We start from the raw sequence: 20469 nt of genomic DNA, 5'->3' as shown, positions 1-20469 counted from the left end.
CCGCGCGCAGCTGCGCGCCGTTCGCGTCGTTGCCGACGCAGCCCACCATCGCCACCTGCGCGCCGAGGCGCGCGGCCGCCACCGCCTGATTGCCGCCCTTGCCGCCCGGCACCTGGGCGAACGTGCGCCCGGCCAGCGTTTCGCCTGGCTGCGGCATGCGCGGCGCACGCGCGACGAGGTCCATATTGAGGCTGCCGACTACGGCCACGCGCGCGCCTGTCTGGTTTGATGCCACTGCTCGTCTCCTGCGAATCGATCAGAGTAAGCGCTTTGGCGCCCGCTCCGATGCCGCGTCGCACGACCGCAGCCCGATACGTCAGCGCATGGCTGGAGTGGTGCGCGCGAGTCTGTCAGATGAGTGACTTGTCTAAGTGGCCACTTAAGTTGCCAGCTCAGCGGCCAACTCAGTGGCCAACTCAGTGGCCACCTGAGCGGTTACCTGAGCGGTTACCTGAGCGGTCGCCTGAGCGGTCGCCTAAGCCGCCACGCCACCGCGCCGCGCGCCGGCAAAGGCCGCCGTCGATTCGCGCAGCACGAGGCGCGGCGCGATCACGCGGCGCCGGCCCGGCGGCGCGCTCGATGCGCCGCCGCTAATCCGTTCGATCAGCGTTTGCGCGGCCATGTCGCCGAGCGCCCGCACCGATTGCCCGACCGTCGACAGCGCCGGATACGTGAAGCTGCCAAGTTCAATATCGTCGAAGCCGATGATCGAGCAATCGCGCGGCACGTCGATGCCGCGCTCGGCCGCCGCGCGCAGCGCGCCGATGCCCATCATGTCGTTGCACGCGAATATCGCCGACGGCTGGATCGTGTCGAACAGCCGGCTCGCGGCCCAATGACCGCCCATTCCCGAAAAGTCGCTTTCGACGATCGCATCGGGCGCGAACTCGATGCCGCGCTCGGACATCGCGCGAATGAAACCGTGCACGCGCATCGCGCTGACCGCAGTCTCGATCGGCCCCGTGATGCAGCCGATCTTCACGTGGCCGAGCTGCAGCAAATGACGCGTGGCCAGATACGCGCCCTTCTCGTGGTCAATCTGCACGAGATCGGCGCTCACGCCTTCGATGTTGCGATCGACGATCACGAGCGGTTCGCGCGAATCGGCGAGCGTCTTCGCCAGCACCGCGTCGTCGCCCGCGGACGCGACGATGAGGCCGTCGATGCGCTTCTCCTGCAGCACGCGCAAGTAGCTGCGCTGCTTCGACGGATCGTCGTCGGAGTTGCAGAAAAACACGCAGTAGCCGTTGCGCGCGCAACCGTCCTCGATGCCGCGCGCGAGCTCCGCGAAATACGGATTCGTGCTGTTCGGCACCACGAGGCCGATCGTCGCGGTCGAACGCGCCTTCAGCGACCGCGCGACTGCCGACGGCACATAGTTCAGCTGGAGAATCGCCCGCTCGACCTTCGCGCGCACATCCGCCGAAACGGGCCGCGAGTTGTTCACGACATGCGACACCGTCGTGAACGACACGCCGGCCGCTGCCGCTACATCCTTGATCGTCGCCATAAACTGTTGCTCCCCTGCCTGTTTTCACCGCTCATTGATGCGCATCGTCGCGCCGCGCCACTCGTTGCCCGCGCGGCGCCCCATCCGGCGCGCCCACCGCCGGACCGGGTTGCGCGAATCGCTGTGCGACGCAACACACGTATCGTACATGCCGCACGTGGCTTTCATTCGATGCAAGTTTTCGCTCACCCGCTTCAGCCCCGCTTGCGATGGCTGCGATAGGTGTCGAGCACGACTGCCACGACAATCACCGCGCCCGTAATGATGCGCTTGGTCGGCTCGTTTGCGCCAATCTGCGCAAGACCCGCCGCCAGCACCGAGATGATCAACACGCCAAAAAACGTGCTGATCACAGACCCGCGCCCACCCATCAAACTCGTGCCGCCGATCACGACGGCGGCAATCACCTGCAGTTCGAGACCGACACCCGCGTTCGGGTCCGCCGCCTCGAGCCGCGAAATCTGGAACAGCGCCGCGAGTCCCGACAGCGCGCCCATCAACGCAAACACGATCACCTTGTACGGCCGCGGATTGACGCCCGCGAGACGCACCGCCTCCTCGTTGGTGCCGATGCCGACCAGATATCGCCCGAACACCGTGCGCGTCAGCACGAGCTGCGCGACGATCATCACCGCGACCGCGATCAGGAACGCCGGCGAGATACCGAGCGCGATCGGGTTCGACAGGAAGTCGAAGGCGTCGCCGATATACGCCGTGCGCGAGTTCGTCATCTGGTAGGCGAGGCCGCGCGCGGCTTCGAGTACGCCCAGCGACACGATGAAAGAAGGAATGCGCCAGCCGACCGTCACCGCGCCGGTCAGCGTGCCGGTCAGCGCCGCGGCGGCCAGGCCGAACGCGGCCGCGAGCAGCGGGCCGAGCCCCCACTTCAGCGACGCGACACTGACGACCGACGCGCCAAGGGCGAGCACCGAGCCGACCGACAGGTCGATCCCCGCGATGATCAGCACGAAGGTCATGCCGACCGACATCACGACCAGATCGGGAATCTGATTCGCGATGGTGATGAACGTGTCGTAGGTCAGAAAATGCGAGCTCAGCACCGAAAACAGCGCGATCATCGCGACCAGCGCGCCCGCCAGACCGAGATAGTTCGAGAACCCGAGACGCGTGCCGGCCGGCTTGCCGGTCGCGAGCGGCGCGGAGGGATCGTGCGCCACGGGGCTCGCGGCGCGGCCCGCACCGCCTGCGCTCGCGCCGCCCGCCGACGTGCCGCTGCCGGCGCTGCCGCCGGTGCCGGGCTCCTTGCTCATTGCGATGCGAGGCCGTTCGATCATGACAGCTCTCCTGCGGCATGCGTTTCATGCGTCGCGAGCATCGCTTCACGGCTGCGGTAACCGGCGAACGCGGCGGCGAGCAGCGCGTCCTGCGACCACGCATCGCGCTCGAAAACGCCTGTCATCCGGCCTGCCGACATCACGCCGATCCGGTCGCAGATCAGCATCAGCTCGCGCAGGTCGCTCGACACGACGACGAGTGCACGGCCCTCGCGTGCTAGCGCTCCCATCAGCGCGTAAATGTCGAACTTCGCGCCGACGTCGATGCCGCGCGTCGGCTCGTCGAAAAGCAGCACCCTGCAGTCGCGCGCGAGCCAGCGGCCGATCACGACCTTCTGCTGATTCCCGCCGGACAGCTCGCCGACCGGCTGCCCCGGCCCCGACGTGCGGATGCGCATCGCGTCGATCTGCTCTTTCGCAAGCGCATTTTCGCGCGCCGTATCGATGACGCCGTGCCGCGCCACGCGGCCGATATTGCCGAGCGAAATGTTTGCCGCGACCGGTTGCGGCAGCAACAAACCTTCGCCTTTACGGTCTTCGGTGATGAGCGCGATACCCTGGCGCACCGCATCGGCCGGCGACGCGATCTGAACCGGCACGGGCGGCGCGCCCGGCGCCGCGGCCAGCGACACCGTGCCGCGATCCTTCAGATCCGCGCCATAGATCAGGCGCATCAGCTCGGTGCGGCCCGCACCGATCAACCCGCTCACGCCGAAAATTTCGCCCGCGCGCACCTCGAACGACACATCGCGCACCACCTTGCCGCGACCGAGTCCGTCGATCTTCAGAAGCGGCGCGCCGATCCGGCGTTCGCCGAGATCGATGCGCTCGCCGAGTTCGCGGCCGACCATCAGCGTGACGATCTGCTCGCTCGTCAGATTCGCCATTGCATCGACCTGCACGAGCTTGCCGTCGCGCAATACGGCGATGCGTTCGGCGACGCGCGCCAGTTCCTCGAGCCGGTGCGAGATATAGACAAGCGCGACGCCGCGCGCCTTCAACCGGGCGATCTGCTCGAACAGCAGGTCGACTTCGCGGGCCGTCAGCATCGCGGTCGGCTCGTCGAGAATCAGCACACGGCAGTCGCCGATCAGATTGCGCGCGATTTCGACCATCTGCTGATGACCGATGCCGAGTTCGCCGACGAGCGTGTCCGGCTCGATCGCATCGAGTCCGACCTGCGCCATCGCATCGCGCGCGTCGTCGCGCAGGCGCCGCCGGTCGATCCAGCCGAACGACAGGCCGCCGCGCCTGGGCAGGCGGTTCAGAAACAGGTTTTCGGCAACCGATAAGGTTGGCAGCAGGTTCAGCTCCTGCATCACCATGCGCACGCCGAGCGTTTCGGCTTCGGTGCGGCTTGCCGGCGCATAGGGCGCGCCGCCGAGGCGCATCGTACCGGCGGTGGGCGTGACGAGACCGCCGATGATTTTCGACAGCGTGCTCTTGCCCGCGCCATTCTCGCCGGTCAGCGCCAATACCTCGCCCGCGCGCAGCGTGAGCGCGACATCGGATAACACCGGCTCGGCGTAGGTTTTGCCAATTCCGGTTACGGACAGCACGGCAGACGATGCGTCGTTGTCGGTCGAATCCATTGTGATCAAGGTTTCGGGCTGCCGCGCCGGATCTCGTTCGCCAGTTGTACAGAGAACGATACGGCGCCGGACAGCCACGCATGTCATGTCGGCATGCCGCGCCGAAGTCGTGTGTGATGCACACGGACGGTACGCGGACCACGCCGGACGCATATGCTGCGCCGCGCTGGCCGTCATGACGCTTAACTCGATAACGGCCGCGCAGCGGATTTCTTTAGCATTTATTGAATTGACGGAAAAACATTCGCGCGTAGCGAAAAAGCACGGTTGTATTTCATGCCGCTCGCATGCACTACGATTTTCCGCCCGGTTAGTGCCGAGGCGTACGCCGCGGTCATGCAGCCTGCTGCTTACGCCTGCTGCATGCACCTACTGCGTGCACCTACTGCGTGCGCCTACTTCGTCACGAGATCGACGGGTGTTTCGACCACGCCGGACAGTTGCGACTGCTTCTTGTGCTCGTTCAACGCCTTCAACGCGGTATCGATGCCGAACACAGCCTGCTTCGCCGCGTACTGATCGGCGGTCGCGAGCACGCGGCCGTCTTTCAGCATCGGCTTGATCGCATTGATGTCGTCATAGCCGACCACATACACCTTGCCCTGCTTGCCCGCGGCGCGTACCGCCGAGACCGCGCCGATCGCCATATTGTCGTTGCCGCACAGCAGCGCCTTCAGGTTCGGGTACTCGTTGAGCATAGCGGATGCAACCGCGTTGCCCTTATCAATTTCCCACTCTCCCGATTGCACCGACACGACCTTCGCGCCGACCTTCTGCATCGCGTCCTTGAAGCCCGCGGTGCGCTGCTGCGCGTTGGTGGTGGTGGACACGCCTTCGATAATGCCGACCTCGTCGCCCGACTTGAGCTTCTGCGCGAGATAGTCGCCGACCTTCTGAGCGCCCTTGCGGTTGTCCGGGCCGACAAAAGGCACGTTCAGGTCTTTCGACTTCAGCACCTCGGGATCGAGCCGGTTATCGATATTGACGACGATGATGCCGGCATCGACCGCCTTCTTGACGACCGGCACGAGCGCCTTCGAATCGGCCGGCGCGAGCACGATGGCGTCGACCTTCGAGACGATCATCTGCTCGACGATACGGATCTGGTTCGCGGTGTCGGTTTCGTCCTTGATGCCGTTCGTGATCAGGTCGAAGGTGCCGGAATTGTGTTGCTGATAGTCCTTCGCGCCGGTTTCCATCGTGAGGAAGAACTCGTTGGCGAGCGACTTCATGACCAGCGCCACTTTGGGCTTTTTCGCGGCCTGCGCATGCGCCGGCAAGGCGGGCAGCGCGATGGCAGCGGTCAAGGCGAGCCCGGCGGCAAGAATGCGGCGGCGGATGCGTTGGTTCATGCGTTATCTCCGGTTGTTGGCAGGCTTAAACAAAAAGCCTTCTTTATTGAGGTCCGCAAACGTTTGCGGAGCCTATTCTCAGCGCATGCGCTAGCTCGTGTCAACGACCGCAGGTGTTGCGGCGCACAGCGCCGGACGACGAATGCACCGAGCGGACACGCCGAGTGGAGGTACCGATTCGGCCGGACCGATGCCGCCGCACCCGTTCCGCCTTCTTGACTTGATTCTGTTATAGCCAGTTGGCCTTCTTGAAGCGCCACCACAGGAACACATCGATGGCGAGCATCACGGCAATACAGATCGGGTAGCCGAACTTGTAGTGCAACTCCGGAATCTTTTCGAAGTTCATGCCGTAGATGCCCGCGATCATGGTCGGTACCGCGAACAGTGCGGCGAATGAACCGAGACGCTTGGTCACCTCGTTCTCCGCGAGCGAGATCATGCCGAGGTTCACCTGGACCGCCGTGACAATCATCTCGCGGCGTCCTTCGATGGTTCGCACGATCCTGTCCAGATGGTCGTAGACGTCGCGAAAGTACGCCTGCATGCCCGAACAGATGACCGGAATGCGGCCGCCCGTGAACTTGCCGATCGCCTCGAGCAGCGGTGCGATGTGGTGCTCGAGCGTGACGAGCCGGCGCTTCAACGAGTAAAGATCCTGAATGATCGCGCGCGACGCGGCGAGGCTGTGCCTGTCGAAGATGCGGTCTTCGATCTGTTCGATCTCGGTGCCGAGCGCCTCGAGAATCGGAAAGTAGCGATCGACGACGGCGTCCGCCAGCGCATACAGCACGAAGGCCGCGCCCTGCCTCAGCAGTTGCGGCTCGCGCTCGCAACGCGCCCGGACCTCCTGAAAGCCATGCCGCGTGCGATTGCGCACCGTGAGCACATAGTTGCTGCCGACGAACACATCGACCTCGCCGATCAGGATCTCGCCGTCATCGTCCAGTTCGAGTGTGTGCATCACCGCGAACAGCGATTCGCCGTATTCCTCGATTTTCGGCCGCTGATGGCCGTTGCGCACATCTTCGACCGCGAGTTCATGCAGTCCGAACTCGTTCTTCATCACGTCCAGTTCGCCAGGAGCCGGATCTTTCAGTGCAACCCAGACGAAGCACTCGGGCTTCGCAACATAGACGCTGATGTCGTCGATTTCGATGTCGGCGAGTTTTCGGCCGTCCTGGTAAGCGGCGCAGTTGATCAGCATGGTCGGATACCTTGAAAACGAATATGCGAAAGAGAGGTGGAATTGTCGGGCCGCTGGCCGCTATTGCGCAACGCGCGTCAGTACGATGCGGTGATCGGCGTCGAACGTGATGCTCGCGCGGTTCGTATAACGCGGATCGGCGGTCACGATGAATTGCAACTCGCGTACCGGATCGAACTGCGTCGAGACTGCAAGCCGGTGTAGGCCGGGTGTCAGGTAAAACACGATGTGCTCGCCATTCATCAGATCGGCGACACGCTCACCGTCGACATAGACGAGCGCGTCGCGAAAACGCACGATAACGTCGTCGGTCCGCTCGCGCCGGATATCGACCGCCGCCTTGCCGCTGGCGGGCTCTGTATAGCCGGGCTTGACGATGCGATCGGCGGATACGGTCTTGAACGGTACAGGTTCAGCGGGGGTCGCGCCACATGCGGCCACGCAAAGCGTGGCCGCTGCGAGCAATGCGCGGGCGAGCACGCTTTTGATCGAGCCGCGCGCTTTTCGTGACACACGTTCCCGTAACACACATTCCCGTAACACACATTCCCATAACACACGTCCGGGCGCATTTGTGCCGCCTTGATGAAGCCGAAGCGCCGGTAGCCACATCAGTCGTCTCCGTTGGCTCTTTTATGCCGTTGTTCTGTCTGTCGTCTTCTCATTCTTTCTTTGCTGCGTCGGCGCTCAGCTGCATCGCGCCCGGACCCTGCATACGCGTTACGCGCCAAACGGATTGATCACCCTCGCCCCGGTTCCGGCAAAGTCGTCGGTATTGCGGGTGACAACCGTCAGGTTATAGATCAGCGCCGTTGCGGCAATGAGCTTGTCAAGCGAATGCTCTGCATGCGGCACGCGCAGACGGCCCCATGTTTGCGCAACATCGTCGCCGACCGTCAGGATGTGATTGGCAAACGACACGAGGAGCGTATTTAGCCACTCTTCCAGCCTCGTGGCCTGCTCCACGTCACCGCGATGTCGCATGAGGTCGACGCCGCGCCGCAATTCGCCGATCGTAATGACCGACAGGTACAGCCCCAGTTGCTCCTTTTCTGCATGACTAAAGAATTCGCGCACGCCTTCGTCGGCGGCGCGTTGCTTGCGAATTTCGCTTATTACGTTGGTGTCAATCAAATACACGGCTTCCCTCACCTTCATTATCGTTGTTGACCCGCTCGAAATCGGCATCCTTGCCGACATCGGGCATGTTCATCAGAACCTGCGCAAAGCTGAGCTTTTTCGGATGGCGAAGCGCTTCCGCCAGGATTTCCCGATGCTCCGCTTCGACACTGCGGTTATTCCCCGCGGCACGTTTGCGCAGGCGCTCCACGAGCGCTTCTTCCAGACCTCGAACCAGCAGAGTAGGCATGAACATCTCCAGGCTTTGACATGCTATCAATGCTATCACCTCCTTATGCAAACATAAAGTAAAAAGGGGGCCAGCGACGCCACGACGCTTGCGTCGCGCAGCCCTTACGGGTAATGATCGGTCGAGCGGTCAACCCGCGCGCACGCCGCCTTCAAGGCAAGCCGTAGGCGTTGTGTGCAGGCATCAGTAAGCCATAATTGAAACGGACTGCGAAGATCGTCCAAATGGCATATGGATAAGCGGCCCGACTGGGTGTAACCCGCTGGGTGCTCAAATGGAATCAGACGAAAAGGGAGACGTCCATGTGGTATTTCAGCTGGATTCTCGGTATCGGCGTCGCGTTGGGTTTCGGCATCATCAACGTCATGTGGCTCGAAGCGAACGGCAGCTTCGCGCGCGACTCCGCTACCTCCGCTGCCGGTGACGACGCGATCGAGCCGCCGCCTGCCGCGGACAGGCCGCTATGACCCGCACGTTGAGCCGCGCCCGTTTTTGCGCGCATTTTTCCGGCAACCGCCGGCCGTGACCCGTCTCGTGTTTTTCTGCGGCCACGCCGGCGTGGGCAAAACCACGGTCGCGCGACGGCTGCTGCGTCCGTTGATCGAAGCATGCGGCGCCCCGTTCTGCCTGCTCGATAAGGACACGCTATACGGCCGCACCGGCGCCGCGACGATGCAGGCGCTCACGGGCAACCCGAACGACCGCGACAGCCCGCTCTACCTGCAGCATCTGCGCGATCCCGAGTACCGCGGCCTCATCGATACCGCGCGCGACAATCTCGCGCTCGGCGTGAGCGCGCTCGCGGTCGCGCCGCTATCGCGCGAGGTGCGCGAGCGGCGGCTGTTCGATCGCGTATGGCTGGGTGTGGAAAACGACGTCGCGATTCGCGTCGTCTGGATTACGGCGAACGATGACGTTGCGCGCGAACGGATCGCGGCGCGCGGCGATCCCGCCGATGCCTACAAGCTCGCGCACTGGCAGCACTATCGGCAGCGCCGCTTTGGGTGGACCGACCTGACCGAGGCGCAGCGCGACGGCGTGCTGCTGTTCGACAACAGCGCACCTGGCGCGGCCAATTACGATACGCTGCTGCGGCAAATCATCGCGTAGCGGCGCGCGGCACGCGGCACGCGGCGCTCGCACCTCGCACCTCGCACCTCGCACCTCGCACCTCGCACCTCGCACCTCGCAGCAGCAGCAGCGGCATCAACAACCCAAGCGGCTCACACCGTCGCCATCGCATCGAGCGGCTGGCCCTCATAGAGCTGGCCGAACCGATTACCGAGAAAGTCGCGCAGCGCCACCTGCTCCTGCCGCACGAACCCGCGTTGCGGCAGGCGTTGTTCGCGAAACAGATCGAGCACGGCGCACATTGCGCCCGCGGTGGTGATCTGGATCGCGCTCATCGGCATACCGCACACGGTCTTCGCGAAGATCTTGCGTGTGAAGACTTCCTGCACGAGCTGACCGTCGCGCATGCCGGTCACCGTGATAAACACGAGCACGACGTCCTGCGCGGTCGACGGCACCGCGCGGCGCATGATCGACTTCAGCGTATCGCGGTCGGTCGACAGGCGCAGATCCTCGAGCAGAAACTGCATCAGATCGCGATGGCCCGGGTAGCGCACCGACTTGTAGTCGAGCGACTCCACGCGGCCCGACAGCGTTTCGCATAGCGTGCCGAGACCGCCCGACGTATTGAACGCCTCGTATTCGATACCGTCGAGCGAAAAATGCTCGAGCCCTTCGAGCGGCTGTACCCACTGCGTGCGGCTGTCGCGAATCGCTTCGCATGGCTGACAATATTCGTTGATCAGGCCGTCGACGCTCCACGTCAGGTTGTACTTCAACGCGTTGGTCGGAAACTCCGGCAGCGCGCCGACGCGCATCTTCACGTCGCGGATTTCGCTGAAGCGGTTCGCGAGTTCGTGAGCGGCAATGCCGATAAAGCCCGGCGCGAGCCCGCATTGCGGCATGAACGCGTGCTCCGCTTCGTCGGCGATCGCCCGGATCGCGTGGGTAGCGCGCACGTCCTCGGTCAGATCGAAGTAATGCACGCCCGCGCCCTTCGCCGCCGACGCGACATTGACGGCGAGGTAATACGGCAATGCATTGATAAGCGCATCGAAGCCCTGCACGGCGGCACGCAGCGCGGCGGCATCGGCGCAATCGACGCGGCGGGTCGGAATGCCCTGGGCGGCGAGCGTGTCGAGGGCGTGCTGATCGCGGTCGAGCGTGACCACGTCGTAGTCGCCGGTTTCGCGCAGCATGTGAGCGATCGTGTGGCCGATCAGACCTGCACCAACGATGGCAACTTTCATGGGCTTCTCCTTTTTTTGTGAGTGTCGTGAGCGGAATCGCGCGCCACGCGGCTTGCTTTTCGCGCGGCGCCCGGCGGGCAAGCCCTACGAAAAGTTTAAGGAGAAGGACGGCCGGTTCCAACGCACAGAATGCTGCGCAATGACCATGATTTTCGTCGTTTCGACGAATAAAACAGTCGTTAAGACGAAAAACCGTAAAAACGGCGTAAACGACGGTGCACATGGCGAGGCAGACGACGATGCAAGCGGTGCATGACCCGGCGGCGCGGCGCTCGCCCGAAAGCCGCATTAACCGCGCGCGCCGCCGATCAACCCGCGGTCGATCTTGCGCGCCAGAATGATCGACGTGGTCGTGCGTTCGACGCCCGCGAGGCCGCCGATCTGATCGAGCAGTTCGTTGAGCCGCTCCGGCGAATCGGCCCGCAGCCACGCCACATAATCGAATTCGCCGCTCACGGCGCACAGCAACTGGACCTCGGGCATTTTCGACAGGCGCTTTTGCACGTCGGGCCCGTACTTCGGCGCGATGATGATGCCCACATAGGCGTAAATGCTGGCGTCGAGCACGTCCTGGCCCAGACGCACGCCGTAGCCTGCAATGACGTTCGTCTTTTCGAGCCGCGCGATGCGCGCGATCACCGTCGTGCGCGCGACGCCCAATTGTCGCGCGAGATTCGCCACGCTTTCGCGCGCATTGTTCTGCAGCATCGCAACGAGGTTGCGGTCGAGTTCGTCGAGTTGATCGAGGCGCGGTGGTCTCATTGAAGGCGGCTTGTCGTGTTGTCCGGTCGGTTGATCAGGGTGCAGCGGGCTTCGCTGATTATGCCCGCGTTCGCCCTGCCCGCGCGCCGCAGCCGAAGCGGCTGGCGGGCGACTAACGTGTCGCCGCCTGGCGATATTGCTCCGGCAACGCCGCGAATTGGCGGCCGATCGCCTCGCGCGCGCGCACGACGCGGCTCACCACCGTATTGACCGGCACTCCGAGCACCTGCGCGGCCTCCGCGTAACTGAGCGCTTCGACCGCGACGAGCAGCATCGCCATGCGCTGCGCATGCGGAAGCTGATCGACGGCGGCCACGATTCGACTGAAGGTGTCACCCGCGGAATCGAAGGGTCGCCGTTGCGCGCCGTCCTCTTCGCGCTGCGGCGACAGCAGGCCGTCGATCCGCTTGCGCGGGCGCCGCGGGCGCAGTTCGTCGACCCAGACGCGGTAGGCGATTGCGTAGAGCCTGTACAGCGGCTTTATGCCATCCGGCAGCGGCCCGGCGCGCTGCCGTGCGCGCAAGCAGGTCTTCTGCGTGAGTTCTTCCGCATCGAGCCGATCGCCGGTCATTCGCCATGCGAACGTCCACAGCTTCGGCAGCAGGTCCGGAAGCAATCCGGCCAGTTCCGTCGTAGTCGCCAACTTGATTCCTCAGTGGAGTTGCGCTCAGGTAAGTTGCAGCGCGACGCGAGAGCCGCGCCCGGCATGAGTCATGTGCATTGGCAAAACGACTGTCCGTGGCCCATTTTCATTAAACTTCCCCGGCGATGGGTGGACTTTCACATTAAACCTGCATTCCGCCGCCCTCAGTCATTAAAGCGATTCGCACGGTAAAGAAGTATCGGTGTCCGACGCAATGGCACAACGGTTTCAGCGAGGCGCGCCCGCGCGAAATAGATGAGCGTAATCTTCTATCGCACGCTTCTATCGCATGCGGCCGGCGTCCGGACGGCCCGCGGAATATCCGGCTGCAACAGGTGTTGTATCGGCACCGCCGCGCATCCGATGCGCCTCCGACGCGCACTGGATAAAAGCGCGCCGCCCACAGTCATCGACAAGGAGAAGAAATGCACGCGACCACGGTCCACCCGTGCGATGAACGCCTGCCCGCGGCCCGGCTGCTCACGCTCGGTTTTCAGCACGTTCTCGTCATGTATGCCGGCGCAGTCGCGGTGCCGCTGATCGTCGGCAGCGCATTGAAATTGCCGAAGGAACAGATCGCGTTTCTCATCAGCGCCGATCTGTTCGCATGCGGAATCGCAACGCTGATTCAGACGCTCGGCATCGGCATGTTCGGCATCCGTCTGCCGATCATCATGGGTTGCACGTTCACGGCGGTCGGCCCGATGATCGCGATCGGCTCCGATCCGCGCCTGGGGCTGCTCGATATTTTCGGCGCGACGATCGCCTCCGGTGTGATCGGCATGCTGCTCGCGCCTGCGATCGGCAAGCTGTTACGGCTGTTTCCACCGGTCGTCGTCGGCAGCGTGATCGCGGTGATCGGGCTTTCGCTGATGGAAGTCGGCATCAACTGGGCAGCGGGCGGCGTCGGCAATCCCGACTATGGAAACCCCGTGTATCTCGGCCTCGCGCTCGCCGTGCTGCTGCTGATTCTATTGATCAACCGCTTCGGCCGCGGATTCTTCGCCAGCATCTCGGTGCTGGTCGGCATCGTCGCCGGCTTTGCGGTCGCGGCGCTGATCGGCCGCGTGAATCTCGACGGCGTGGCCGCCGCGCCGTGGCTCGGCGCGGTCTTGCCGTTCCGTTTCGGCGTGCCGCACTTCGACCTCGTGTCGATCGCGACCATGACCATCGTGATGTTCGTGACGTTCATCGAATCGACCGGCATGTTCCTCGCGGTCGGCGACATGGTCGGCCGCCCCGTCGATCAGAAGGCGCTCGTGCGCGGCTTGCGCGTCGATGGACTCGGCACGCTGATCGGCGGCGTGTTCAACGCATTTCCGTACACGTCGTTTTCGCAGAACGTCGGACTCGTGGGCGTGACCGGCATCAGGAGCCGCTTCGTCTGCGCGACGAGCGGCGCGATCCTGATCGTGCTCGGACTCGTGCCGAAGCTCGCGCAGATCGTCGCGTCGATTCCGGCGTTCGTGCTCGGCGGCGCCGGCATCGTGATGTTCGGCATGGTGGCGGCGAACGGCATCAAGGTGCTCTCCGAAGTCGACTTCGCGAAGAACCATCACAACCTGTTCATTGTGGCGGTCAGCATCGGGCTCGGACTCGTGCCGGTGGTGTCGCCACAATTCTTTGCAAAGTTGCCGCCTTCGCTGTCGCCGCTTCTGCACAGCGGGATCCTGCTCGCCGCGGTGGCTGCGGTCGTGCTCAATCTGATTTTCAACGGCCTGCGCGGCGAAAGCGCGGCGCTGCACGACGTTCAGCGCATGAGCCAATGACGCGTGCGCTTGCGCGCGCTAATGTGCGCTTACGTGCGTCCTGCTCGCCGATACGACGACTGCAAGCTGACAATTCGCTTGTTGCAGGCTTCATGTGCTCGATGAGCCCGCAACAGAAGCTTCAGGCGAATTGAGGCGCGCCGAGTTCCCGATGCACGGTCATTTACCGATCGTTTCGGTTGTAAGCAGTTGTCGCATTGGCGTCGCATTGCGGCGATATCGTGGTATTAATAATGCCCTGTCCGTACCCGTGTCCCGTACCTCGATACCAACAGACATCAGGAGTCTCGATGAAAAAAACGCTCGTTTTGCTCGTATCAGCGCTCTCGATCAGCGGCGCCTTCGCCCAGACCCCGGCGTCGTCCGCCGCGCCAGCCATGACACCGGCTTCGAATGCGGACAAGTCCGCGCGCCGCGAACAGCATGTCGAAGATCGCATCGCGTATCTGCACCAGCAGCTGAAAATCACGCCGCAACAGGAAACGCAGTGGAGCGCATTCGCCGACGTAATGCGCAGCAATGGCGACACAATGGCGAAGCTCTTTGAAGAGCGCCGCGCCGACCGGAACATCTCCGCGCTCGACGATATGAAGCAGTATGCGGAGATCACGCAAGCGCATGCGGACGGCACGAAGAAGCTGGTCGACGCATTCCAGCCGCTTTACGACAGCATGTCGGCCGATCAGAAGAAGCTCGCCGATACGACATTCCGCGAGTCGCCGCCGCAAGGTGGCCGCCATCCGCGCCGCAGCGGCAAGAAGGCCGCACCGTCGGGCGACGCAACGGACAAGTCGTAATTCACAGATATCCTTAGCGGCTATACGTTAGTCGCGGCAATACGCGCCGATAGGTGAATCGACACGCGTGGCGCGATTGCCGCGCATTAGCCGGCTACTGCGGCAATCGGAACGCCTGCCTCGAACGGCAGGCGTTTTTGTTGGCGTCTCATTGGCGTCTCATTGGCGTCTCATTGGCGTCTTTTGGCGTGATTCCTCGGCGCTTGCGGCCACGCGTGCGCCCTGCGGCTTCATCGACATTTTCGTTCCAGGCCGCTCGCGCTGCGCAATCTGGCATCATGCGAGTCCCGGCCGGTATCAGCGGCTCTTTTTCCTCCATCCTTGACAAGCCCGTCATGATCGAACTGACGAACCTCGATTTGCGCACCGATCCGCTCGCACAACGTGTCGTGAAGGATGAAACGGTGACTGTCGAATTTGCCGCCGGCGTGGGCGAACTGATGAGTCTCGAAGGACCGAACCGTTATCAGGCCGGCGATGCGCTGATCAGCGGATCGACCGGCGAGCGCTGGGTCGTGTCGCGCGACCGCTTCGACGCGAAATACACGCCCGCCGATCGAGCGACGCTGCACGGCACGGCAGGCGCTTATCGCAATCGACCGGCCGTCGTGCTCGCAAAGCAGATGAACGAAGCCTTTTCGCTCGCCCGCACGGCCGCGGGCGGCGATGTGCTGCACGGCACTGCCGGCGACTGGGTGATGCAATATGCGCCCGGCGATTACGGCGTCGTGCAGGCCGCGCGCTTTGCGAAGGTGTATCGCCGCGTGTCGTAACCTCGCGCTGGCCGTGCGGCCCTCGCACGACTCCACGGGTTCTTACCGCGCCCTGCCTTCGCTTGCTATGCGTCAAGCGAACTCGTCGCCGAGTTCAACGGCCACTTCGCGGGGCACCGCTTCCCCATTGGCGTACTGCTCTTCGAGCGAACCCAGCGACGCTTCGACATACGCGCGCAGCACCGCAAAGCTGCGTGCCCGCGCCCGCGCCGGCATGGCGCGATAACGTGCGAGCGCGGGCGGCGCGACGACGATGCTCATCGTGATCCGGCGCGCAGTCGCGCCAAAGCGCATGGCAACCCACTGCACGGTCAGCACCGGCGTGCCGCCCTCATCCGCGGGCCGTTCGGCGAAACGCGTCTGTTCGGGAAACAGATCGCTGATCACGCGCGCGAGTTCTTCGATATCGGCGCTCGCGCACTCGTATTGATAGGCTTCCATATCGTGTCTTAATGATTGAGTGACCGGTCGCGCTGTCTGTCATTGCGCCGTGCGCGGCGCTTACCCCTTCACCGCGCGCGGCTCACCTTTCACCGCGCGCGGCGCTCAGCCCTTGCGCGCCGCTTGCAGCGCGGCTGCGTCGCGGCGAAACAGCCGCACGAGGCCGATCGCAACCGGCACCGCGAGCAGCACGTAAATCGTATCGACGACCACGAGCGGCAGCGCCTGCGTCTGCGACAACGCGGCCGGCACTTCGAGCAATGCATGCACCGCGATCGCAAGCGGCAGCACGGCGACCGAACCGGCGCGCACGCCACGCCACATCAGTACCGACAGGCCGAGTTGAAACACGAGCGCCGCGCCGCGCTCGATCATGAACACGCCCGCCGCGGCCGGCGTCAGGCTCACCACAAGCAGGTGAATGCGCATCAACGTATCGAGCGGCAGGCCCGACAGCGCACTGCCGAGCCGCCCCGTATCTTCGAGCCACGCAAACACGATCCATTGAATCTGCACGATCACACCGGTGAACCACAATTCGGCGCCGCCGTGACCGAGGCCGTACGCAAGCGCATTCGGCTCGCGCGACGGCGAGGCCGCCGCCGCGGCGCTCTCCTTTCTCGACGCGCGCCTGAAAAGCCAGCGCATCCCGATGTAACGCCCGAGCTCCTGGCAAATGCCGATCGACAGCACGCCGACAATCACAAAGACCGTCGGGTTCTGGAGCCAGCCGGCGACGGTCGGGTTCGCCCTCAGCATCAGATCGTTGACGCCGCGCTCGACCAGCATCGCAAACAGCGCGAACACGCCGATACCGAGGATCGCGGCCCGCCGGTCGAGTTCGAGCGGCTTGCGCAGCCGCATATAGAGGACGATCGGCAACGCGGCCATGAAAAGCGTCGCGGCGATCAGGCAAGCGAGCGTAAAGGGTGCGACGGGCGGTGCGACGGACGGTGCAGCGGGCATGAGCTTCCTTACGAAAATCGGGGAATCGGAGTGGGGCGGCTGCGCGAACATGTGGCGAGGCCCGGCCATGGCGCCAGGCGCAGCGCTTGGGTTGCCTTCGGGGTGCTTCGCGTGACCTGAGGTCGCGTGCCGCAGCCCGAATGATCGCAGATCATCGCGAAGTCGACGCGCGTTCGGTCAATTCCCCTCGCGGCGTGCACAAAGCAGGCACAAAGCAGGCACGAAGCTGCAGGCATGAGCCGGGCAGCAAGCTCACCGGCGAAGCACCTCGCGGTTGACGATGTTGCGCGCCAACGTGCCGGCGAGCGCACCGATCAGATTCTCGGCCGCGCAGCGCGCCATCGCATGCCGCGTTTCGTGCGTCGCCGAGCCGATGTGCGGCAGCGCGACCACGTTGCGCATCGCGAGCAGCGGCGAATCGGCGGCAATCGGCTCCTGCTCGAACACGTCGAGGCCGGCCGCGAGAATCGTGCCCGCTTGCAACGCATCGATCAGCGCCGTTTCGTCGACGACCGGACCGCGCGCCGCGTTGATCAGGATCGCGGTCTTCTTCATTGCCCGCAATTGCGGCGCGCCGATCATATGGCGGGTCTCGTCCGACAGCGGCACTTGCAGGCATACGAAGTCCGCCTGTTCGAGCAGGGTGCCGAGTTCGACACGTCGCGCGCCATATTGCCGCTCCGCCTCGGGGTTCGCCGAACGATTCGAGTACAGCACGTTCATATTGAAGCCGAGCGCCGCGCGACGCGCGACCGCGCCGCCGATGCGCCCGAGCCCGACGATGCCGAGCGTCTTGCCCTGCACGTCGACCCCGAACTGCTCGGGCCCGACGCTATGCGACCATTTCCCGGCGCCGACCCAGTCGGCGAGTTCGACGACGCGCCGCGCGGTGGCGAGTATCAGCGCGAACACGGTGTCGGCCGTCGATTCGGTCAGCACGTCCGGTGTATGCGTGAGCACGATGCCGCGCCGCGTGAGATCGGCGACATCGAACGCGTCGTAGCCGACCGAAACCGTCGACAACGCCTTCAGGCGCGGCGCACCATCGATCATCGCGGGCGTGATCTTCACCGTCGAGCCGATGGCGCCATCCGCGTCCCTGAGCGCGGCGACGAACGCATCGTGCTGCGAGGCATCGACTTCGATCACATCGGCCTGCTTGCGCAGCCAGGCGAGCACATCTTCGGGCAACGGCTTGTAGACGACGATCCTGCTTTTCATCGATATATTTCCTGGCGATGGAATGAACACGTAGCATGCCGCAGACGAGCCCGGCGCGCCATTCAGCCTTGGCTCAGCCCTGGTTCAGACTCTGTCGGTATGGGTCGGCAACAGTCAGCCTTCCGCAAGACACATCTCCAGAAACCGGCCGACGAGCCGCGACGGCGCACTCGCGTGCGGCACGAGAATCGACAGACGGCGCGTGAGCTGCGGCGCAAACGAACAGCGGCACAGCGCGTCGTCCTCATGGCGCATCGACATCGCCGACACGAAGCCGATGCCCATCTCCGCGCGCACGGCTTCCTTCACGCCTTCGACGCTCGCGATTTCGAGCACCACCCGCACCGCTAACCCCGCATCGGCGAAGGCGCGCTCGACCAGTTGCCGCACGCCGGAGCCCGCCTCGCGTAACACCAGCGGTTCCGCGCTCAATTGCGCCAGCGATACGCCCTGCCCGTGCTGATTCGCCGCGAGCGGATGCGTGCGCGGCATGATCGCGACGATCTCGTCCTCACGCCACGGATGAACCGCCGTATCGGGCGGCAGATCCGGCCCCACCACGCCTTCGATCAACGCAATATCGAGCGAGCCCAAGCCGCCGACGATATCCGACGTATTGCCGCCCGCGGTATGCAGCGTCACGTCCGGATAGCGCCGCTGGAACGCGGCGATCAGATAAGGCAGCAGGTAGCTTGCTGGCGTGGTGCTCGCGCCGATGCGCAGCGTGCCGCGCTCCATGCCGCGCAGCGCGTCGCGGTATGCATGCGCCTGGCGCCAGGTGTCGCGCAAACGCGCGGCGTAGCTCGCGAGCTGCTCGCCGGCGGGCGTCAGACGGATGCCGCGCCCATCGCGCAGGTACAGCGGCTCGCCAAATTCGTCCTGCAACTGGCGCAGCTGGCCCGACACCGCCGGCTGCGACAGATGCAGCGCGACCGATGCGCGACTGATGTTACGGTGCTCGGCGACAACGGCAAACGTTATAAGCTGGTCAGCGGTCATGGGGACTGAAATATCGGTTTGACCTATATATTACGTCATCAATCACGATTTCTCATATCGATATATTCAAATTAGGATTAGGCCATCGCTGAGACACCTCTCGGCCTCCACTCACCGAGCCTGATCCACATGTCCACGGTCAATCTTCACGCCACCCAGGCCGCCGCGCCCTCTACGCGCGGACAGTTGAACGGCATCCTGTTCGTCGCCCTTTTCGCCGCCGCCGTCACGAGCGTCGCGTCGCTGCCGGCCATCGCCGGGCTGGGCCTGAGTCCGTTGATTGTCGGCATCGTCGCCGGGGCCATTTACGGCAACGTCTTGCGCGATGGCATGCCCGCAAGCTGGGCGGCCGGCGTCAATTTTTCGGCGCGCAAACTGTTGCGCATCGCGGTGGCGTTTTTCGGGCTGCGCGTCAGCCTGCAGGAGATCGCGCAAGTCGGCTTGCCCGGACTCGCCGAATCGGTGCTGATCGTCGTCAGTACGCTCGCGGTCGGCACGTGGGCCGGCATGAAGCTCATGAAGCTCGATCGCGACACCGCGCTGCTCACGGCGGCCGGCAGCGCGATCTGCGGCGCGGCGGCGGTGCTCGCGTTCGAATCGACGCTGCAGTCGAAGCCTCACAAAAGTGCGATGGCGGTCGGCAGCGTCGTGCTGTTCGGCACGCTCTCGATGTTCCTCTACCCGGCGCTGATGCGCGCCGGCTGGCTCCATCTCGATACGGTCGGCGCGGGCCTCTTTTTCGGCGGCACGATTCACGAGGTCGCGCAGGTCGTCGGCGCGGCGAGCAACGTGAGCCCCGAAGCGACCCATATCGCGACCATCGTCAAGATGACGCGCGTCATGCTGCTCGTGCCGGTGCTGCTCGCGGTCGGCGTGTGGGTCAATCGGTCTGCGCGCGGGTCGGCTCATGGGTCGGCTCATGAGTCCGCACACGGGTCTGCCCATCAAGGAACCGCTCACGCGCACGGCAGCGCGCACCACCATCACGCGCCGCGCAAGCTCGCGGTGCCGTGGTTCGCGCTCGGCTTCCTGCTGTGCGTCGTGCTGAACTCCGTGCACGTGCTGCCGGACCCGGCGACGCATACGCTGAACCTGCTCGACACCTTCGCGCTGACGATGGCGATGACCGCGCTCGGCATGGAAACGCGCATTGCGCAGATTCGCGAAGCCGGTCCGCGCGCGCTGATGACAGGGCTCATTCTTTATGTGTGGTTATTGGTTGGGGGTCTCGGCATTACATGGGCCGTGGAACGTCTGTTCAGTTGAACACGCCGCCCCGGTTACGTCAGGAAGCCTCGCCGCGCGCGAGGCTTTCGGCGTTCGTGGCGCAACGCGCGGCGCTCCGCGCGTCAGCACTCGGGTCCGCAACATGCGTGTCCCGTGGCGGCATACTCGATGCGTGCGCGCCGCATCCGCGACGCGCAACCCGGGACACCACCGAATGAGGACCGA

Annotated in this window: 23 protein-coding genes; 7 read left to right on the top strand and 16 right to left on the bottom strand. The window is 64.2% G+C overall.

Translation table 11 applies throughout. From position 1 onward, the window contains the following. The 9 genes from ACYPXD_RS15050 to ACYPXD_RS15010 all read right to left on the bottom strand — a co-directional run. The coding region (locus tag ACYPXD_RS15050) for a PfkB family carbohydrate kinase (protein WP_459712583.1) at positions 1 to 235 on the bottom strand (235 nt) is incomplete at its 3' end. Between the two features lie 240 nt (positions 236 to 475). Next, the gene (locus ACYPXD_RS15045) at positions 476 to 1510 is read right to left on the bottom strand and encodes a LacI family DNA-binding transcriptional regulator (RefSeq protein ID WP_459712581.1); all 1035 of its coding nucleotides are present in this window, start codon (positions 1508 to 1510) and stop codon (positions 476 to 478) included. 194 nt (positions 1511 to 1704) lie between these two features. Then, a complete protein-coding gene (locus ACYPXD_RS15040) occupies positions 1705 to 2781 on the bottom strand; it encodes an ABC transporter permease (RefSeq protein ID WP_459713334.1) in 1077 nt (358 codons plus the stop codon). Between the two features lie 20 nt (positions 2782 to 2801). Further along, a complete protein-coding gene (locus ACYPXD_RS15035; RefSeq protein WP_459712579.1) occupies positions 2802 to 4397 on the bottom strand; it encodes a sugar ABC transporter ATP-binding protein in 1596 nt (531 codons plus the stop codon). A gap of 395 nt (positions 4398 to 4792) precedes the next feature. Further along, positions 4793 to 5749 (bottom strand): substrate-binding domain-containing protein, encoded by a 957-nt coding sequence (locus ACYPXD_RS15030; protein ID WP_459712577.1) that lies wholly within the window; start codon positions 5747 to 5749, stop codon positions 4793 to 4795. Between the two features lie 229 nt (positions 5750 to 5978). Continuing rightward, complete coding sequence (gene corA, locus ACYPXD_RS15025) at positions 5979 to 6956, bottom strand: magnesium/cobalt transporter CorA (protein ID WP_459712575.1); 978 nt, start codon at positions 6954 to 6956, stop codon at positions 5979 to 5981. A gap of 60 nt (positions 6957 to 7016) precedes the next feature. Further along, a complete protein-coding gene (locus ACYPXD_RS15020; protein ID WP_459712572.1) occupies positions 7017 to 7469 on the bottom strand; it encodes a hypothetical protein in 453 nt (150 codons plus the stop codon). 207 nt (positions 7470 to 7676) lie between these two features. Next, complete coding sequence (locus ACYPXD_RS15015) at positions 7677 to 8114, bottom strand: PIN domain-containing protein (RefSeq protein ID WP_459712570.1); 438 nt, start codon at positions 8112 to 8114, stop codon at positions 7677 to 7679. Continuing rightward, a complete protein-coding gene (locus ACYPXD_RS15010) occupies positions 8083 to 8325 on the bottom strand; it encodes a FitA-like ribbon-helix-helix domain-containing protein (RefSeq protein ID WP_459712568.1) in 243 nt (80 codons plus the stop codon). The genes ACYPXD_RS15015 and ACYPXD_RS15010 overlap by 32 nt, the downstream gene beginning before the upstream one ends. Positions 8326 to 8627: 302 nt before the next feature. Here ACYPXD_RS15010 and cydX point away from each other — a divergent pair, with 302 nt between their 5' ends. Together cydX and ACYPXD_RS15000 are read left to right on the top strand one after the other, a co-directional pair. Next, positions 8628 to 8792, top strand: coding sequence for a cytochrome bd-I oxidase subunit CydX (gene cydX, locus ACYPXD_RS15005; RefSeq protein WP_459712566.1), 165 nt, complete (start codon positions 8628 to 8630; stop codon positions 8790 to 8792). A gap of 55 nt (positions 8793 to 8847) precedes the next feature. Then, entirely contained in the window at positions 8848 to 9435 is a 588-nt protein-coding gene (locus tag ACYPXD_RS15000; protein WP_459712564.1) for an AAA family ATPase, read from the top strand. Between the two features lie 113 nt (positions 9436 to 9548). On the opposite strand, the gene ACYPXD_RS14995 is transcribed toward ACYPXD_RS15000, so the two are convergent. Further along, a complete protein-coding gene (locus ACYPXD_RS14995; protein ID WP_459712562.1) occupies positions 9549 to 10646 on the bottom strand; it encodes a saccharopine dehydrogenase family protein in 1098 nt (365 codons plus the stop codon). On the opposite strand from ACYPXD_RS14995, the gene ACYPXD_RS14990 reads away from it, so the two are divergent. Continuing rightward, positions 10645 to 10902: a hypothetical protein gene (locus tag ACYPXD_RS14990; RefSeq protein ID WP_459712560.1), complete on the top strand. Its 258-nt coding sequence runs from the start codon at positions 10645 to 10647 to the stop codon at positions 10900 to 10902. The two genes, ACYPXD_RS14995 and ACYPXD_RS14990, sit on opposite strands and share 2 nt — an antisense overlap. A gap of 32 nt (positions 10903 to 10934) precedes the next feature. Here ACYPXD_RS14990 and ACYPXD_RS14985 read toward each other — a convergent pair whose 3' ends face one another. Together ACYPXD_RS14985 and ACYPXD_RS14980 are read right to left on the bottom strand one after the other, a co-directional pair. After that, the gene (locus ACYPXD_RS14985) at positions 10935 to 11408 is read right to left on the bottom strand and encodes an Lrp/AsnC family transcriptional regulator (protein WP_459712558.1); all 474 of its coding nucleotides are present in this window, start codon (positions 11406 to 11408) and stop codon (positions 10935 to 10937) included. Positions 11409 to 11520: 112 nt separating this feature from the next. Beyond that, positions 11521 to 12051, bottom strand: coding sequence for an RNA polymerase sigma factor (locus tag ACYPXD_RS14980; protein WP_459712556.1), 531 nt, complete (start codon positions 12049 to 12051; stop codon positions 11521 to 11523). A 425-nt stretch (positions 12052 to 12476) separates the two neighbouring features. Here ACYPXD_RS14980 and ACYPXD_RS14975 point away from each other — a divergent pair, with 425 nt between their 5' ends. The 3 genes from ACYPXD_RS14975 to ACYPXD_RS14965 all read left to right on the top strand — a co-directional run bounded on the left by ACYPXD_RS14975 (position 12477) and on the right by ACYPXD_RS14965 (position 15390). Then, positions 12477 to 13820: a nucleobase:cation symporter-2 family protein gene (locus ACYPXD_RS14975; RefSeq protein WP_459712553.1), complete on the top strand. Its 1344-nt coding sequence runs from the start codon at positions 12477 to 12479 to the stop codon at positions 13818 to 13820. 290 nt (positions 13821 to 14110) lie between these two features. Further along, positions 14111 to 14617, top strand: coding sequence for a Spy/CpxP family protein refolding chaperone (locus tag ACYPXD_RS14970; protein ID WP_459712551.1), 507 nt, complete (start codon positions 14111 to 14113; stop codon positions 14615 to 14617). Positions 14618 to 14952: 335 nt separating this feature from the next. Next, positions 14953 to 15390 (top strand): PGDYG domain-containing protein, encoded by a 438-nt coding sequence (locus tag ACYPXD_RS14965; protein WP_459712547.1) that lies wholly within the window; start codon positions 14953 to 14955, stop codon positions 15388 to 15390. Positions 15391 to 15462: 72 nt separating this feature from the next. Here ACYPXD_RS14965 and ACYPXD_RS14960 read toward each other — a convergent pair whose 3' ends face one another. From ACYPXD_RS14960 to ACYPXD_RS14945, 4 genes are all read right to left on the bottom strand, one after another. Beyond that, on the bottom strand, positions 15463 to 15831 hold the full coding sequence (locus tag ACYPXD_RS14960) for a DUF3022 domain-containing protein (RefSeq protein WP_459712545.1): 369 nt from the start codon (positions 15829 to 15831) through the stop codon (positions 15463 to 15465). 105 nt (positions 15832 to 15936) lie between these two features. Then, complete coding sequence (locus ACYPXD_RS14955; RefSeq protein ID WP_459712543.1) at positions 15937 to 16797, bottom strand: YhfC family intramembrane metalloprotease; 861 nt, start codon at positions 16795 to 16797, stop codon at positions 15937 to 15939. A 252-nt stretch (positions 16798 to 17049) separates the two neighbouring features. Then, positions 17050 to 18018 carry a 2-hydroxyacid dehydrogenase gene (locus tag ACYPXD_RS14950; RefSeq protein ID WP_459712541.1) on the bottom strand — a complete coding sequence of 323 codons (969 nt, stop codon included), beginning with the start codon at positions 18016 to 18018 and terminating at the stop codon, positions 17050 to 17052. A 114-nt stretch (positions 18019 to 18132) separates the two neighbouring features. Then, positions 18133 to 19017 carry a LysR family transcriptional regulator gene (locus ACYPXD_RS14945; RefSeq protein WP_459712539.1) on the bottom strand — a complete coding sequence of 295 codons (885 nt, stop codon included), beginning with the start codon at positions 19015 to 19017 and terminating at the stop codon, positions 18133 to 18135. A gap of 129 nt (positions 19018 to 19146) precedes the next feature. On the opposite strand from ACYPXD_RS14945, the gene ACYPXD_RS14940 reads away from it, so the two are divergent. Continuing rightward, positions 19147 to 20283, top strand: a complete 1137-nt coding sequence (locus ACYPXD_RS14940; protein ID WP_459712537.1) for a YeiH family protein — start codon at positions 19147 to 19149, stop codon at positions 20281 to 20283. Positions 20284 to 20469: the final 186 nt, after the last annotated feature.

It is taken from the genome of Paraburkholderia sp. 2C (genome assembly GCF_054589215.1).
This window is presented reverse-complemented; position numbering and strand designations above follow the sequence as displayed.